The 16471-nt window shown below is 53.8% G+C and carries 11 protein-coding genes; 1 reads left to right on the top strand and 10 read right to left on the bottom strand.

Annotation, left to right across the window (positions count from 1 at the left end; translation table 11 throughout):
* Positions 1–5: 5 nt before the first annotated feature.
* From HNR65_RS03735 to HNR65_RS03695, 9 genes are all read right to left on the bottom strand, one after another.
* A complete protein-coding gene (locus HNR65_RS03735; RefSeq protein WP_181550130.1) occupies positions 6–1745 on the bottom strand; it encodes a hypothetical protein in 1740 nt (579 codons plus the stop codon).
* 27 nt (positions 1746–1772) lie between these two features.
* The gene (locus HNR65_RS03730) at positions 1773–4460 is read right to left on the bottom strand and encodes a tetratricopeptide repeat protein (protein WP_181550129.1); all 2688 of its coding nucleotides are present in this window, start codon (positions 4458–4460) and stop codon (positions 1773–1775) included.
* Positions 4461–4497: 37 nt separating this feature from the next.
* Complete coding sequence (locus HNR65_RS03725; protein ID WP_181550128.1) at positions 4498–5454, bottom strand: hypothetical protein; 957 nt, start codon at positions 5452–5454, stop codon at positions 4498–4500.
* A gap of 85 nt (positions 5455–5539) precedes the next feature.
* Complete coding sequence (locus HNR65_RS03720; protein WP_181550127.1) at positions 5540–7042, bottom strand: hypothetical protein; 1503 nt, start codon at positions 7040–7042, stop codon at positions 5540–5542.
* Positions 7043–7248: 206 nt separating this feature from the next.
* The gene (locus HNR65_RS03715) at positions 7249–8430 is read right to left on the bottom strand and encodes a hypothetical protein (RefSeq protein ID WP_181550126.1); all 1182 of its coding nucleotides are present in this window, start codon (positions 8428–8430) and stop codon (positions 7249–7251) included.
* 392 nt (positions 8431–8822) lie between these two features.
* A complete protein-coding gene (gene trhA, locus HNR65_RS03710) occupies positions 8823–9536 on the bottom strand; it encodes a PAQR family membrane homeostasis protein TrhA (protein WP_181550125.1) in 714 nt (237 codons plus the stop codon).
* Between the two features lie 71 nt (positions 9537–9607).
* Complete coding sequence (locus HNR65_RS03705; protein ID WP_181550124.1) at positions 9608–10573, bottom strand: radical SAM protein; 966 nt, start codon at positions 10571–10573, stop codon at positions 9608–9610.
* A gap of 31 nt (positions 10574–10604) precedes the next feature.
* Complete coding sequence (locus HNR65_RS03700) at positions 10605–11894, bottom strand: glycosyltransferase (protein ID WP_181550123.1); 1290 nt, start codon at positions 11892–11894, stop codon at positions 10605–10607.
* Entirely contained in the window at positions 11891–14164 is a 2274-nt protein-coding gene (locus HNR65_RS03695; RefSeq protein ID WP_181550122.1) for a hypothetical protein, read from the bottom strand. Before HNR65_RS03695 ends, HNR65_RS03700 begins: the two co-directional genes overlap by 4 nt.
* 485 nt (positions 14165–14649) lie before the next feature.
* On the opposite strand from HNR65_RS03695, the gene HNR65_RS03690 reads away from it, so the two are divergent.
* Positions 14650–16113, top strand: a complete 1464-nt coding sequence (locus HNR65_RS03690; RefSeq protein WP_181550121.1) for a 30S ribosomal protein S1 — start codon at positions 14650–14652, stop codon at positions 16111–16113.
* 49 nt (positions 16114–16162) lie between these two features.
* Here HNR65_RS03690 and HNR65_RS03685 read toward each other — a convergent pair whose 3' ends face one another.
* Entirely contained in the window at positions 16163–16441 is a 279-nt protein-coding gene (locus HNR65_RS03685) for a hypothetical protein (protein WP_181550120.1), read from the bottom strand.
* Between the last annotated feature and the right edge of the window lie 30 nt (positions 16442–16471).

Raw genomic sequence — 16471 nt, 5'->3', positions numbered from 1 at the left:
TTAAATTATAGTTCAGGCGGTATCAAAACCAGATAGGTTTCATCCAGAGGCTGCCAGTCGCCCTTAATGGGCCGGCCACCGGACGGGTACCAGTTGACCCGGTAATCAACGGCTGCTTGCGGATCGTAAAAAAGCACGTGGCCGGACACAGACTCGGCATCCGTGACCCGCATTACGGCCAGCCGTTTTTTAACCTTCTCGCCAAAAACCGGGTATCGGACTTCCAGCGTGGCGCTTCGGATCCCTGCATCTTCGAAAAGAAAACGATCCGCATCCACTTCCAGGTCCATCCGGTCAAGGGGCGGGGCAATGGTGATGATGGGATCACTGCTGGTGTGCCATTCATCCGGGTTTTCCGGGTTCTTGATCTGGTGCTGGCCCCTGATGCTCCAGGTGGTGCGATACCCGTAATCCAGCCAGGCCTCTTCTTTTTGCCCCAGCCGGGCGTAGCGCCAGGATTTGCTGAGTACCCCCTGCCGGATATCCTCCCGTGTGAATATCAGTTCACCGGCTGCAGCAGCGTGATCCGGATACTGCTTGATCACAGAAACCCCGGCAAAATTCATGATATCCTCAAAGACGCCGGAAAAGTTGCCGTCAATACGGAAAAAGACCTCCCGTTTTTCAAAGGCCGGATCCGCCAGGTTGACCACCCGAAACATTTCCGGGTTTTCCCCGAATTCCCTGTACAGGCCCGATATATTTCCTGCCGTGTCCACAGGCACCCGAATCACGGCCCGCCGGTTTAAATTGATATTGAAAGTGGCCCGGTTGATATCAGTTCGTTTTTTGAGCACATACTGATTATCCGTGTAATATTGTTGGTTGCCCGTACCGGTGAACACCTTGGCCAGCCATCCTTTTTTCTGACGGCCCTTGATCTGGCCGGATTCAACAGCTTCTTCCTTTTCCGGAATTGCGGTAAATCCGGTTTCCTGGTCAAAAATAATTTCAGTCAATTTGGTGGTGGCCAGATCCACCAGGCTTTGCATGGCCTTGTTGGCCGTATCCTCCGGAAGCCTGTCAAAGATCTCCACATTGACGGTGCCGGTGCGGACCAGTTCATCCATGATATCCCGGATCTGACGTCTGGCATAATTGTCCTGCCGGTTGAAAACCTTTGAGAAATGTTCATAAACCGTGCTCACATCCGCACTGATTCGGGCTTCAAAAGACGGCAGGGAGGCCTCGTAATAAGTCCGCAGGGCAACGGATACATCCGAGGTGGGTTTATTTAACGATTCCCACAACAAGGTCGCCCCGTGGGGCGACAGGGTGGCGGCCACCGCGGCCCTGGAACCCGGGGTAACCGGTGCCCGGCCGCTGCTGATCAAACTCCGGGTAAACCCATCGTCTGACAGCGTTCCGGAAATAATGGAAAAACTTCCCTCTTCCTGCTGGTTCAGGGGCACCGGCCCGGCCAGGCGGGCTTTTGGTCTTTTCTGTTTAAGGGCCTTTTCAAGGGCTGCGCGCTCATCTGCAGGCAGGGAAAAGGTCATGAGCATGTGCAAAAGCCCGCCGCTGGTGTCGCCTTTGGGATCCACGAACTTCACCAGGGAAATCTCCAGGGCACTGTTGTTTTTTTCCGATACCCTGGGCACAGTGGGCAGATAATAATAAACATCCGAATCACCGGCATCCTGGAGCAGCAAAATCCCGTTGATTTCCATCCGGCCGGCTTCATAATTGACCAGCGCCCATGCTGAAGCGGCGGTCAGCACAAAAAACAAGCATACGACCGTCATTGCAATTTTTTGAAACACCTTCATTGCTTAAATGCCTCCCCCGGGAAGTTCATCCCAATAGATGATATCGCCTTCCAGTTTTCTTTCTGCAGTTGGTATTTTTCTGCTTCCTGTGAGATACCAGGTGACGGCCATCCGGGTTTCGGGATTGTCCGGGTCTTCGGGAATGTCGAGGATCATGGATGGCGCCGGGCCTTTATTCCGGATCGTGGCCTGCCGGGTCACATAATGATCCCCGATTCTGCATTTCAGGGTGATTACCCCATGGCGCACCCCCGCCTTTGTCAGGCGGCTGCCGTCGCCCTCGATGGCAATTGTCCTGTAGCGGTGGGGCGGGGTCAGAGCCAGCATGGGGCTGTCGGTGTCCTTCCACGGGGTGCGGAGTTCCACCCCGCCGTGAAAGGACCAGATGGCCTGGTATTTGTAATTCAGCCAGGCTTCGCGATCGGAATCGTTTTTCCATCCATACGCCATGGAAAAATGGTTGCCGGAATCATTGAATCTTTCGGGTGTGATAACCACCTCATCTGTGGTTATATCGCCTGCCTGGTGGCGCTTTTTCATTTTCACCGTAACGAAATTCATATACTTGGTAAAAGTGGCGGCATCCTGTCCATCGAGCGTCACCAGGACTTCCCGCTGTTTGAAAACCGGATCATCGATTGTCACGGCCCGAAACACCCGGGGATCGTTGCCGTATCGGGCATAGATGGCCCCGATATTTTCAGCCATGGCAAAAGCCTGGTTCTCTGTTCGGAAATGATTCATCTCATAGACCATCTTGCCGGAGCGCTTGATGCGCTTCATTTCATAGGAGGCCACCAAGGAAAAACCCGGTGCGCCACTGGCACGGTTTTTTTGGGCGGCCGTTTTTTTAGCAGCCTCTTTCCTGCTGTCAACGCCGGTCTTGTCTTTGTCCCCTGCTGCTGCTTGCTGACCGACTTTTGACGACGCATCCGTTGTTGCTGTCTGTCCTGCGGAGGAATCCTCCAGCTTTCCCGAAGCTATGCCGGCAGCTTCTTCTGCTGTCCGACCGGCGGATTGTGCTTCATCAGAGGCGGCAGTGGGGGCAGCATCCGCCTTTTTTTCGAGGCGCTGGCGCAGCATGCGGATGCGTCCATTGACTTCGTCGGCCCGGCTGCCTGTAAGTTGCTGGTTTTTTTGATAAGCCTCGTAAGCCTTCAGGGCTGCTTGGGTTTCAGCCTGTTTAAAGTTGGCTTTCCGGGCTTTTTCATACAGGCCTCGGGCGTGGTTGTACGCATAGCCAGCATCTTTTTCAATGGCCGTCTGCTCCGCGGCTTCCGGATCGATTCCCCCGCTGTCGGCTGAGGCGGCCGGCCTGTCCCCGGACCCCGCCGCGGCGAGGGCTTTTGCCTTTTCAATTTTTCCCAGTGCGGCTTTTCCGTTAACGCTGTCCCGTCCATAGAGATCCGCGGCATGGTTGAAGGGATCTATGGCGGGTTCGTAGTGTTCCATTTTGAACAGGCACATTCCAACATTGAACAGTAAATCGGCTTTCCCCTGGGGTTCCGCGTCCTTGTTTTTGACATAGAAGTCCAAGGCTTGCCTGAAAGTTTCGAGCGCCTGCTGATATTCTTCTTTGCTGTAATGGACGCACCCCTTCGTATACAGCTCCTTGGCCCGGTCTCTAAAGGTGTCGGCATAGGCTGAAGGGAAAAGAGACTGATAAACCGACTGCCAGAAAGGCTTGGCTGCAGAAGCGGGCAGGTCCCCCGCCAGCCTGTAAATTGCCTCTGGGTTTGCAATGCCGGCGCTTTTCTTGGATTTTTTTGCGCCGGCAGCGTTTTTGAGCAGCTGGACCGCCTGATTCAGGCTCTCATAGCTGTTTTTTTGAACAGCGGCTTTCTTTAAATCATCGGCGGGCGCAGGATCAAACATCACTTTCAGCAACTTCTCATTCGCACTCTGGATGATCTGGTCCATGTTTTTATTTTCACCCTTGGTGGTGATTTTAACCGCGCCTGTCTGTCGCAGCTCCTGGAGCAGAATATCCACGTCCGCGCCGAACCACTGATACTTGAAGCCGGCCTTGATGCGGTCATGCTTGCTGACCCTTTTCCAGTCCGCCTCCAGGGTGGCCTCATAGGGCTGCCGGATCCCGGCAAATTCCATGTCAAAAACCAGGGAGATATCCGGTGTATCGCTTTGGAAGCTTTCCCACAGCAATTCCGCCCCTTGCCGGGTCAGGGCCATGGATACGGCTGTCTTCTGTCCTTCCATCAAAGGGGCTTTGCCGACTGCCACCGTGCGGGTGGTTTGCTGATTTTCCTGCTGAAAGGATGTAACCAGGGCAAAGCTTCCGTTGCGGTACGCAATCGGGCCCGCCAAAACAGCGTCCGGGTGGCGCTGCCGCAGGTCGTTTTCAGCCCGGCGGACCCGCTCATCAGATGCGCCGTAGGTCACGAGAAAATGAAGAATGCCACCGCCCGCAGCTTGTCCTGTGCCGGCTTCGCCTGTCTTTCGGGTCCGGGCATACTTGAGAAAGGAAAACTGGGGCCGGCCGTTTTTATAGGCAAGTCCGGGCTGATCCGGAAGATAGTAAAAACGCTCCGGCGAATCCAAGCTTGGATAACAGATCAAATCTCCACAGGTTTCCATTTTATCCAGCAAAATTTCCTGGGCCGCCGCCTGGACGCCCAGGAGCCACACCAACGCAAAGGCAACAATCAAAAACAGTTTTCGGAAAATTGACACCTTACCCCCCCTGTTTTCCGGCAAATCACGGATGCCGTCATTGTTCTTCTGTTTTCTGGTTCTCCTCTGTCTTGTTTTGATAGGCGGTAATATCGAGCAGCGCCTCCCCGGTTTTTTGCCGCCATTGTCCGGTCTTTTTGCTGCCGTCTTTATAAATCTTTAAAATTCTGTAGCGATAGGGCTGGTCCAGGTCTTTTGCCAGCTTAAACGTGATACGCCGGCGGTAATCGCTGTTGGCCTTAAATGTCACGGACTCCACCAGATCCCGGCCGGCTGTGGGGATGGCCACCTCCACGATCTTGGCATAAAGGTTTTCCTCCAGATTTTCCACAAAATCAAAGCAGAACACATCCAGGCCGGTATAGCCCTTTTTCATTCCCGCCCCGAGATCGGTGCGCTGAAAATGATCCGGATGAGCGGCAATATCCATTTCAACCGCCACAACCCGGGTTTGCGCGTCTGTGCCGGGCTCCCATTGGTCCTGTTTTTTGCGCACCCCGGCCAGGGTCTCGTCGATGGACACACTCACCTGGATCTGCCCGGCTGTCACAGCATCCCATAAAATCTCCGCATCCCGGGCATCCAGGGGGAGCACCAGCGCACCGCCTGTCCACCTGGTGTTGTAAGTCCGGCCGGCTCGTTCACCGGCAAACATCAGGGAGATCCGGGTTTTGGAAACCGGCATGCTTCTGATTTCAGGACCGCTGACCCCCCTGGAGCTGAGTTCTTTGCGGATTTGCGGCAGAATTTGGGGTTTTCGGCAGCGCTCAATGCCGAATGTCAGCACCCCCCGCGCCCTGAACTCCCCGGAATCACTTGTACCCTTGCGCCCGAGATAGCGGTAAAGGGCCAGGCTGTAATCCGGAGTGCGGTCTTTTTGCCTGCCCAAAACAGGCCTGGCCGGAGTGATATACCATCTGGAATGATTTTGGTGATCCCGGTAAATCCGCACATCCCGGATATCTGTAAAATAATCCAGATCCGGCGCGCCCATGCATACAGACACCGGCCACAAGCATAGAGCAGCAACTGTCAGCAGGTATTTCAAACCTTTTGCTTTCAGATTATTACCCCCCGGATTACTGGATCGGGCCGTTAAACAACGCTTCCATCTGGCTGGAACCGAAAAACTGGGTGAGTTTTCTGCCTTCCTCCCATTTTGGTGCCATCCGGGTTTGTCCCGCCTGAGTGACAGCTTCGAGACGGTATTTGTACAACAGCGGATCCCCGCCTTTATCTGCAGGAATATAGAGCATGAGATTTTCATTGATATTGTCATCAGCGGTCAGGGTGATTTCCTTTTTCTGAACCGCGGAAGCCCGGGCTGTAAAATAAGGTGACTGGACGTGAACAATGAGTTTGTACACACTGAACTGGTCAAACAACCCTGGAATGGCCTCCAGATGCATCAGGCTTCCCGGAGCCAGGGCCACGCCTTTTCTGATATTCTGATCAATTGTCTCAAGGCACGGCATACAATTGCTGTCAAAATCCAAATCCATCCAGGCCACCATGAGGTTATCGCCCAAAAGCGCTTCAGCAGCCGGAAGCTTCAGGGATTTTTCAGATCCCGGATCAATTTGAACGGGTTTGAGTTTTTTGGAAAGCCGCTCCAGTCTGCCGTTTTTCAGGCGATAGGCATTGACGGCCGCCAGGGCCATGGGAAAATCCGTTACGTTTTCCAGCGATGCAATGGGATTGCCCCGGGCCCATTGATCAAATCCCTTTAAACGGGGGCCGGCAAAACGGGAATACTGAATGCGGATGGGAACGGGAATCCGCACTTGTTCAACCACAACATTGAGGCGGCCCACCAGACCGCCATGGGCAATCTGGGCCAGAACCTCCTCGGTTTCATCCTGGGTCAGCGAAAGGGTGAGCCGAAACACTTGCTTTAAATGCCCGGGCGGCTCCAAATGGATCCGTTCCGGCGGGAGGGTCAGGCCGGTGGAAAGGGCCTGCAAATCCGCCGTGGCCCCGAGACCGGGCAGCGCCTTGACGCTTAATGGATCTGTGGGCTTGAGATCAAAGGCCTGGTGCAGAATGGACTTGAGCAGATGAATATCACCTGTCTGATGCGGCGCCTGGAGTTCGGCTGTGATCATCACCGAAGGCTGCCCGGCCTCTGCCTGGGAATTGTACTGAACATTGAACCGGTAGCCGTCTGCATCGCGTTTGAGCAGAAAGGCCCGGGGAATGTAATAAAAGACATGAGCGGCTGCCTTGTCCTGGAGGATCAAATGGCTGTCCCAGCCGCAGACAACCCCCAGGTCGGCCAGCAGGGCGGGATCATCGATGATATCGCTTAAATCCAAAGCAGCCGAAGGGTCGGGCCCCTGGGGTTGTTCAACGGCATCCTCGGGTATGATCGGCCTGAGATTTTTCAGATTTTTAAAAACAGGTTTTTGTATCCGCACCGCGGTGACCGGCTTATATTGAAGGGACGGCGCGGACTGGTCTGTTTCAGCGGGCTTTGGGTTTATTTGAAAAAGGCGATTGTTGACAACCGGGGATTGTTCCCCGGCCCGGGCGGCAGCTGCACCGAGGCTTATACAAAACACGATGATCAGCAATTTTCGCATGGACGCATCTCCCTACCTGAAAAATAACGCGGTTAAGACATGTTGGCACCGTAAAAAGTCTGATTTCAGATGGTGCCGTAAAAGTTCAAAATCAAGGCTTGCGCAATTGCGAAGAATGCAGAGTACTTAGTCGTACCTGAAATTCTGAGAAATTGCGCGTAACGCAGATATTGGACTTTTACGGCGCCATCAAGACATAGGCCAGCTTATTGGCTCACCAGCCGGGGATTGACCCAAACCGCCCAGTCCTGGTCGCTGCTTTGGCCGGCCTGAGCACGCAAAACAATGTGGACAGGCTTGCCCGCCCAGGCCGACAGGTCTGCTTCCAGGGGAGTATATTGTCTTTTTGTAATGCGTTTGCGAAGCACCCTGCGGGACTTGTTGTCCGCGGATACAACCAAAACCGTCATCACAACCCCGTCTGAGCTTTCCGCGCCCTTGAGCAGCGCACCGGTGCTTTTAAACATCACGTTGTCGCCGAGTTTCATCATCGGAAAGCGCCCCTGTATCCATCCGCCGTCAACCCATTGCGGGTGGGTTTGCAAAAGATTGGCCGCCTTGTTGTCCGGATAAATGGTGCCGTTTTTCAGGGTTCTTGCAAACCCCCGGTTGTCGCTGTCTGAGCCCGGAAACGGCAGTTGCCCGGCCGCGCTTTTCCATGCGGCTTTGTTGGCATGAGCAAAAAAATTATATTCGGCAACCAGGGGAATTGATATTTTCCGGGCCGGCAGGTTTGTCTTGCCGGCTGTATCCGCAGTCTGTGCAACTTTTTCAGTTGGTGATGGATCGATTTGCACGGTTTGAACGGGCCTTAACACGGCTCCGGTTTCAAGGGGTTTGGGCCCGGCGGTGCCGGCCTGGGTGTTTTCTGCGGTTTCATCTTCTGCCAGTTCAATGGCCTCTTCGGAATCAGCCGGTTCGGCGTTTTCTGCTTCAGCAGATTCAATCTCACTGCTGTCTGTCCATTTTTTTTGAAAATCATAGACCAGGCTGCCAAAAGGGCGATCCGGATCTGTTTTGCGGACCAGGTATAAAAGGATTTGATCAGACATAATGTCCTCAGAACCGGTATCCCAACCGGTCGCATCCGCCTGCGAATCCCGGCCGATTATGAGAATCACCGCCCCTTTTTTGTCTTCTATGGGCGACAGGGTGCTGGAAAATCCTTCCAGGGGTTGTCCCCAGCGCAAAACATCACCCTGGACATAAACCCCGTCCCTGCGTTTGACATCTTCGTAATCGACTTGCAGAACAATTGCATTGCCGCGCCTTTCCAGCAATTTGACTTCACCGATGCGGCCTTCATACGTTCCGATGAATTCTTCAATCTCCTGCTCCAGAGAATCCTGTGCTGCATCCCCCAGGGTTTTGAGAAGGCCATCGAGCACTCCGCTCTCCTGCTGCTGCTGTGTTTCTGATTCTGAGGGGGTTTCTGATACCTGGGCAGCTAATGGGGCTGCATTGATCAATAAAAGAAAAAAAAGGAAAAAAGGCCGGAAAAAGACTTGGTTTTTCATTTTCCATCTCCCTGTCACTCGGGTGGGCAAAAACGGGATAGGTGCGAAGATTATTTTTTATGATAGAAAATTGTATACTAAGGTTCAACCCCAATGTAAAGGCTTAAATGCGATTTACTCGCTCATTTTAGTCGTAAAATCGCCTGCAGCGCAAACTCCATGCAAAATAACGGAGAAACAGGGAAACAACGGATTTTGTTTTTTCGTAAAAAGCTTTTTACCGTGTCCGCTGTTTTTTCAGGAAGGAAGCCCTGCGGCCGGGGTCAGGAAAGCGGTGTAAGATGAATCAGAATGCCGATAAAATGCAGGGCGGAGCCGCCCAGGACAAACAAATGCCAGATGGCATGGTTAAACGGCAGGCATTTGGATACGTAAAAGACCACCCCCCCTGTATAGACAAGCCCGCCAAAGACCACCCAATACAGCAATCCATGGGGAAGTATGGCGAGCATGGGCTTAATGGCGACAATGGCCAACCATCCCATGGCCAGGTAAATGGTCAGACTGACAAACTTGTGGCGGCCCAGGTATATCAGTTCGTAAATGAGTCCGGCCGCTGCCATGGTCCAGATGAGCGCAAGCAGGCTCCAGCCCCAGGGGCCGCGCATGGCAATCAAAAGAACCGGGGTATAGGTGCCGGCGATGAGCAAAAAAATCGAGGCATGATCCAGTCTGCGAAAAAGGGTTTTCAGCCGGGTGCCGGCAACCGCATGGTAAAGCGAAGAAGAAAGATAAAGCATCAGCAGGCATGACCCGTAAACGCCAAACCCGACCAAATGCCACACATCGCCGCTTTTACACGCAAGAAACAGCAACACCGCCAGGGCAGCAATGCTTAGCACCGCGCCGACGCCATGGGTGACAGAATTGGCCAATTCTTCGGCAAAAGAATAGCGCCGGTTGCCGTCCCGGTCTGGAGCATCCGCTTTGCCGGAACCTTCAACGGCATTTCTTTGAACTGGCTTGATCAGGTTCATGGCAATATCCATATCACAAATCAATGGCAAAAGCGAGCCGGACGATTGGTTTCCCGGCCGGCCGAAGTCGTTCAGGGCCGGTCTGCCTGATGGCCGGGCCGAAAATAATAAATCTGACCGCCGGACTTGCGGATCTCCACAAGATTTGCTGCAGTCAATTGCACCATTTTATCAGCCACCGCCTTCGGGTCCATGGCCAGGCCGTCTGCGATATCCACAGCCGTGCACGGCCGGCGCAACAGCATGTCCAGGATCTCGGCTTCCATGTCTTTTTCATGGGCGGGTGTATGCGTGTGGGCAAATTCGGCAATGACTTCGGCCTTTGGACCCAAAACTTCGGCCAGGGCCTGGAGCCTGTCTGCCGGCACCTGGGCGGCATATTTTTCCGCAGGCGGCCGGACCGCCGTATTTAAATGAATCCGATCCGGATTAATACTTTCCAAATGGGATCTTAGGGCCTCCATGGCCTCTTTTGTATCATTAATACCCGAAACAATAAAAATCTCAAGCCAAATTCGGCCTGCATATTGTTTCCGGAATCCGGCCAGACCGGCAGCCATTTTTTCAAATGATATATCTGCATGGGGGCGGTTGATACGCTGAAAACTTTCTGCATCATGACCGTCAAACGAAGGCAGCACCACGTCTGCGGCCTGCAGGTCCTTTTGGACGGCTGCATCCCACAAAAGAGAACCGTTTGTGAGCACGGCCACCGGGAAAGTCGAGATCTGCTGAATTTCCCGGATAATAGCGCCGATTTCACTGTTCAAAGTCGGTTCCCCGGAGCCGCCCACGGTGATGTAATCCGGTCTCGCCCCGGCATCCAGACGGGTTTGAAGTTCGGCCAGGATACGGTCTTTTTCAATATAGGGCCGCCGGGTAACAGTGGTCCGGGGGGTACGGCCGATCTGGCAGTAAATGCAGTCATATGTGCAGGTTTTGTAAGGCACGATATCCACCCCCAGAGACAGCCCCAGGCGGCGGGAAGGCACGGGCCCGTAAACAAGTGAATCCGGTAATTTTTGATCTCTTGGCACAGCAGACAGTTCCTTTTTGGAAAATGTGGGTTTATTTCAGAAAATCCAGGGTTTTGGCCACGGCATTGAGCTTGCTGTAAAGCATATTCCATTCTATGCGCACCGCCTTGAGCATTTCCTCCCAGTTGCCAAACAGATCGTCATTGATCTTCTGCTTTTTGGAAGCCGGCAACCGGCCGATGTGGGTATAGAGATCCGAAAGCTTTTGCGCGCAATGCATCCGGTCAAACTCTCTTGCCGTCTCCCGGGCATTTTCGGAATATACCTGCAGATGGCCATCCTCCGCAAAAAACCGGCCAATGGCCTGGGCAAAGGTTTCAGGGTCAGCATCTTCATCCAGCAAAGAGCCGTTGTGCCCGTCTCTGACCACTTCGCGCACGCCCGAAGCATCCAGGGCCACCACGGGATTGCCCGCGGCCATGGCCTCTGTGACAACCATGCCCTGGGTTTCGGACTTGGAGGAAAATGCAAACAGATCCATGGCATGGTAGGCATTGACCAGGGCATCCCCGGTCTGCTTGCCGGCCATCACCAGGCGGTCGCCCAAGCCCTGTCCGGCCAAATCCTTCTCCATTTGCTTTTTTTCCGGGCCGTCGCCCACCACCACGAACCATGCCCGAAAATCCTGCTTCATGTAAGCGGCCACGGCCCGGGTCAGAAAAGACAGGTTTTTCTCCCTGGCCAGCCGCCCCAAATGACCGATCACACGGGCATTTTGCGGAATGCTGAATTCTTTTCGGAATTGTTTACCGCTGCCATCGTGAAATGCCTCGAAATCCACGCCCGTGGGAATGGGCGTAACCGGTGTTTTGACCCCTCGCTGCTTTAACAGGTCTGCAATGCTCTGGCTCGGGGCCACCACATGGGTGCACATATTGGCATAGGCTGTTGTCATTTGAATCACAAATTTCTTCATGGTGGGCGACTGGGAGGAAACATAATGGGTGTACTGCTCATAGAGGGTATGATGGGTAAACACCAGGGGCAGGCCCCGGCGGTATGCCGTTCTCATGGCCGCATCCCCGAGCAGAAACGGATGGTGGCTGTGGATGATATCCGGGGCAAATGCATCGATTTCCTCATCTATGATAAAGGGAATCGGAATGCTCACGGAAAAATCGCTGCCGTTGAAGTTCTGGATGGCCGGGACCCGAAGTACCCGGGAAGTCTTTTCCCGGCCGGGTTTTTTGTCCGGAAACGTGGGGGCTACGACAAGCACCTCGCGGCCGAGTTTTCTCAGGTCTGTTTCAAACAGGGAAACCGACCGGGCCACACCCCCCACATGAGGCAAATAAGTATTGGTGAACATGCAGATGTTCATTTTTCGCACACCTCGATACGCATTTCATTGTCCTGAGATCCGGCTTCCACGGCTGCGTTCTCATAGCCGGGCACCTGAACGAATATATCCGGACACCTGCTTCGCCATTGCCCGTTGATCTGCACTTCAAGACGACCCTGAGCAGGGGTCAGGGTCACGCTCACAGGACCATGGGGTGTGGGGGTTGGGCCGAAAAACAATGGCTCGTTTTCAGAAAGCCATTGCCCGAAAATTCCCGAACCAATGATCAGATGATTTTCTTCTTCGCGCACAAACAGGTTGCGGATCATAACCACCCATTCGGCCGCAGCCCAGCCGTGCTGGCCGTCGCCCATGCATCCGCCCAGGCTGTGGGGATGGATGGCCTCGGGCCATTGGCCGGTGGATGTGGCCAGTTCAGCCACTTTTTCGATCAGATCCTTATAGCGCGGGTCTCCGGCCCGCAGAAGGCTCTGGGCAATATCCAGGGTGAGATACGCATTGATTCCGGAATGAATCATGTCCTGGAAAAACGCCCCCTTATGAAAACAGTCATTCATGAGGTACTCCACGGTTTCCATAATCCGGGGCTCAGCCGCAGGCGTGACCTGCAGGGGATAATCGGCCACAAGCGATCCAATGGCCCCTGCATCCATTCGCCGGTAGGGCGAGGCCGGGATGGCATTTTTGCTTTTGGCCTCGGGAATGGCGGCAATGCTTCCGAATATGCACTTGTAAAAATCCTGATAAAACCGGTTAAACCTTTCGGCCATGGCCCGACTGTGAAACTGTCCGGCCATTTTTGATGCCGCCTTAAGCCCGGCCAGGCCCCAGAAATCATCCCAGTAATAATAATCATTGGGCCCCAGATGCTCGGCGCTAAACCCAGCCGGCAGCAGCCCGCCGTGGCGTATGCCCGGACTTTTGGGCGCCCGTTTTTCCTCGATCCACTCCGCGGCCTTGAGAACCGAATCCAGCCAGGTCTTTGGCGGCCGTGTGCCGGTAAGCTCCAGGTACCGGTGCATAATCCACAGCACCTGACCGTTGGAATCCCATTCCCCTTCCTGGGACCGGAAGTATCCGCTCCTGCCCTGCCGGCGGGGAAACCGATCGATCCGGATGCGACTTCGCTCGCACATGTTGGCGGTCATCATGGCATTTAACATCAGGCAGGCATCCCGGAACCAGAACCGGTTATAGGTATACGGACCCGGCACCGGATCACCCGCGGACAAAAGCAGCAAAGAGCGCACGGCCGTGTCATACAAAAACTGGATTTTTTCATCCGGGACCCGAAGCCGGGCGGTATCCGAAAGATGTTCCTGCCAGGAGCCCAGGGTAATTTTTCGGCGCTCGGAAGCCGGCGGCATATCATTTTCCAGATCCACTGACACCCGGATACGGCGTGCCTGGTTTTCCTCCAGGCGGAAAAACGCTGCAGAAGTGGCCATGCCCACGCGGCATTTGACCCGTTTGACATTGGGGTTTACATCCGCCCATTTGCCAAACACGTCTCCCTCGCCATAATCAGAAAACAAAATCTTGTCCGGCTCCTGATCCATATAAACCCTTGTATGACGGTTCACCAGCCAGAATGGCCGGGCATGGTTCTGAAATTCAATGGATTCAATAAACTGAATGCCTTCAGGATTATAGGGCCGCAAAGCCACAACCAGCCATCCCCCGGCTGCTGACCGGCCGGTGTAATCAATCTGCGCGTACCCGGAACTGTTTTGGGTTTGCATCTGTAGTCCGGTTTCCAGGTCCATATTGTTTTCACTGCACTGGTGCACAAGCCTTAAAGCGTTTTCATCCATATCCAGATGCTGGTTTGAATTCTCCAGCGCCGACGGAATCAGTGGTCTGCCGTTTGCGTCAATGATCCAGCAGTCCACGGACCAGCCGTCATACAACGGTGTGACCAGGCCCCGGGGATCCATGATGGGATAGACCTGCAGGTCGGGATGGCCAACAGCGGTCCAGTTGCGGTGGGTGAGATTAACGTGGCTGAAGGCAAACCCCCGCGGAATAAAGGAATAATCCGATGGATTGAACTGCCGCTGAACCCAGTAGGGCCAGATCCAGTCCAGATTGTACTGAATGGCCTTGGTGTTGACCAGGCCCCGGGCGTGGAAGATAATGCCGGCCCGGAGCAGTTCAATCGGCTCCTGAACCTCAGAGGGCTGGGAAAACCGCCTGATCCGCGCAGCCAGCTTGATCGGATCAATAATGCCAAATCGTTTGGCAGCCCGTTTAATGATAAACTTCCATGGTACCCATCTTGTGAGCATTCAATCTCCTTGTATATAAAAATTTCAATCAATTTCATAAGTAAAAATAATGCACAGCCAGCCGGTTTTCAATGCATCGGATGTTTGTTGAAATCATCGGCCTGTTGCAAATACGCCATAAAGTGTCAAATATAAACAATTATCCCGGGATTTAGGCAATAGACTTTATCCGGAATGACAATTATGCTATTGTGACAGAAAAGCACCGGGCCGTAAACCGTGACAGTATCGCAAAAAGCCTTTGATCTGGCTTGCTGCTTGTCAGGAAGGAAGCCCTTCCCAGGGCCAAACCCCGGGACCAAGGCATTAAAGACGGCTTTTTAAAATTACTTTAACCTAAACTGAGAGATTTTCAAGTTTGCCGCAGATACAAGGAAGCCGATGTTGAGCGATAGCCGGCTATGCGAGATATCGGCTGACACAGTAGATGCGGCAAACCTGGAAAATCGCAGCTACTGATGATTAACTGATCTGGAGCAAAAACCATGTCCGAAAATGACATCCCGGAAGAAAACGGATCTGATGAAGAAGAAAACTTTGCGGATCTGTTTGAATCCTACATGAGCGAAATGAAAGACGATCTGCACATCGGCGAACAGATCACCGGCGAGATCATCGCCATTGGACAAGACAGTGTATTTGTCAGCACCGGCACCAAGATCGACGGGGTGGCGGCCAAATCCGAACTCACGGACAAGGAAGGTAATTTCCCTTACAACCTGGGCGATCCGCTCACCCTCTACGTGGTGTCAAAAGATGACAGCGAAATCCGTCTTTCCAGGAGCATGACCGCCGAAAGCGGCATCCACCAGCTCTATGAAGCCCAGCGCGCCAAGGTCCCGGTCCAGGGCAAGGTCACTGAGACCTGCAAGGGGGGATTCCGGGTCAATGTTTCCGGAAAAACCGCTTTCTGCCCGGTCAGCCAGATGGATGTGGCCTACGTGGAAACCCCGGAGGATTATGTGGCCGGGGAATACGAATTTCTCATCACCCGCATCGAGGAAAGGGGCCGAAACATCGTGGTCTCCCGCCGGGAGCTGCTGGAACGTTACATGGCTGAGCAAAGAGAACAATTTCTTAAAACCGTGTCTGTGGGCGATATCGTTGACGGACGGGTCACCCGGCTGATGCCCTATGGCGCCTTTGTGGAACTGAGCGCCGGGGTGGAGGGCATGGCCCACATATCCGAAATTTCCTGGTCCAGGCTCGAAAAGCCTGAAGATGCCGTGTCTGCCGGAGATCCGGTGCGCGTTAAGATACTCGATATCAGGGAGCCGGAAAGACCGGGCCAACCGGGCCGGATTTCGCTATCCATGAAGCAGGCCGCCGGTGATCCCTGGCAGGATATTTCCCAAAAATTCAGCCTGGGCGACAAGGTTGACGGCATGGTCACCCGGTGTGCGGATTTCGGGGCATTCGTGGAAATCGCCCCGGGCGTGGAGGGCCTGGTGCACATCAGTGAGATGAGCTATAAAAAGCGCGTGCTAAAGGCAGAAGACGAGGTATCGCCGGGCCAGCACGTGGCTGTGATGATCAAGGGCATTGACCCGGAAAAACGTCGGATTTCTCTGAGCATGAAAGATGCGGAAGGCGATCCCTGGATCAATATAGAAAACCGGTACAAACCCGGCCAGCAGGTCACCGGCACCATTGAGAAAAAGGAATCCTTCGGCTATTTCGTGGCCATAGAGCCCGGGGTTGTGGGACTGCTGCCTGTGTCCAAAATCAATAACGCCCCCAATGCCAGACAGATCGAGTCCCTGAAAGTCGATGATCCCATAAGCGTAGCCATTGAAGCCATTCACATCGCAGACCGGAAGATCTCGCTTGCCCCGGCAGACGCTGCGGATAAAGGCGAATGGCAGTCTTATAAAAAAACCGCCCAAGCCGATTCGGCCATGGGCGATCTGGGAGAAAAACTCAAGGCGGCCTTAAAATCCAAACAATAAGCAAAAAAAGAGGGGGCAGTTCCGGGAACTGCCCCCTTTGTTTAAAGACTCAGCTCTTGGCAAACAGGCCATGGATGACCAGCAGCAATCCCCCTGCACAAAGCAGGACAATGTAGAGCGGCGCTGTGACCAAAGAATCCAGATAACTTCTCAAAAAAGCAACCGGAAAGCTTTCGATCCAGGCAAAGGCGTCATGCCCGAACACACTTGCCAGGGTGTGGTTGTAAAACGTCTGCCCCTCGTCCATGATCGAGGCGATTCCCTGAAATCCCACAAGCACCAGACCACCGAGAAGTGAAAGCACCCCCAGCCACTTGATTGTTCTCATGATTCCTCCCCAAAGCCGCGTATTGATTCA

The sequence above is a fragment of the Desulfosalsimonas propionicica genome (assembly GCF_013761005.1).
In the GTDB taxonomy this organism is placed as follows: Bacteria; Desulfobacterota; Desulfobacteria; order Desulfobacterales; family Desulfosalsimonadaceae; genus Desulfosalsimonas; species Desulfosalsimonas propionicica.
This window is presented reverse-complemented; position numbering and strand designations above follow the sequence as displayed.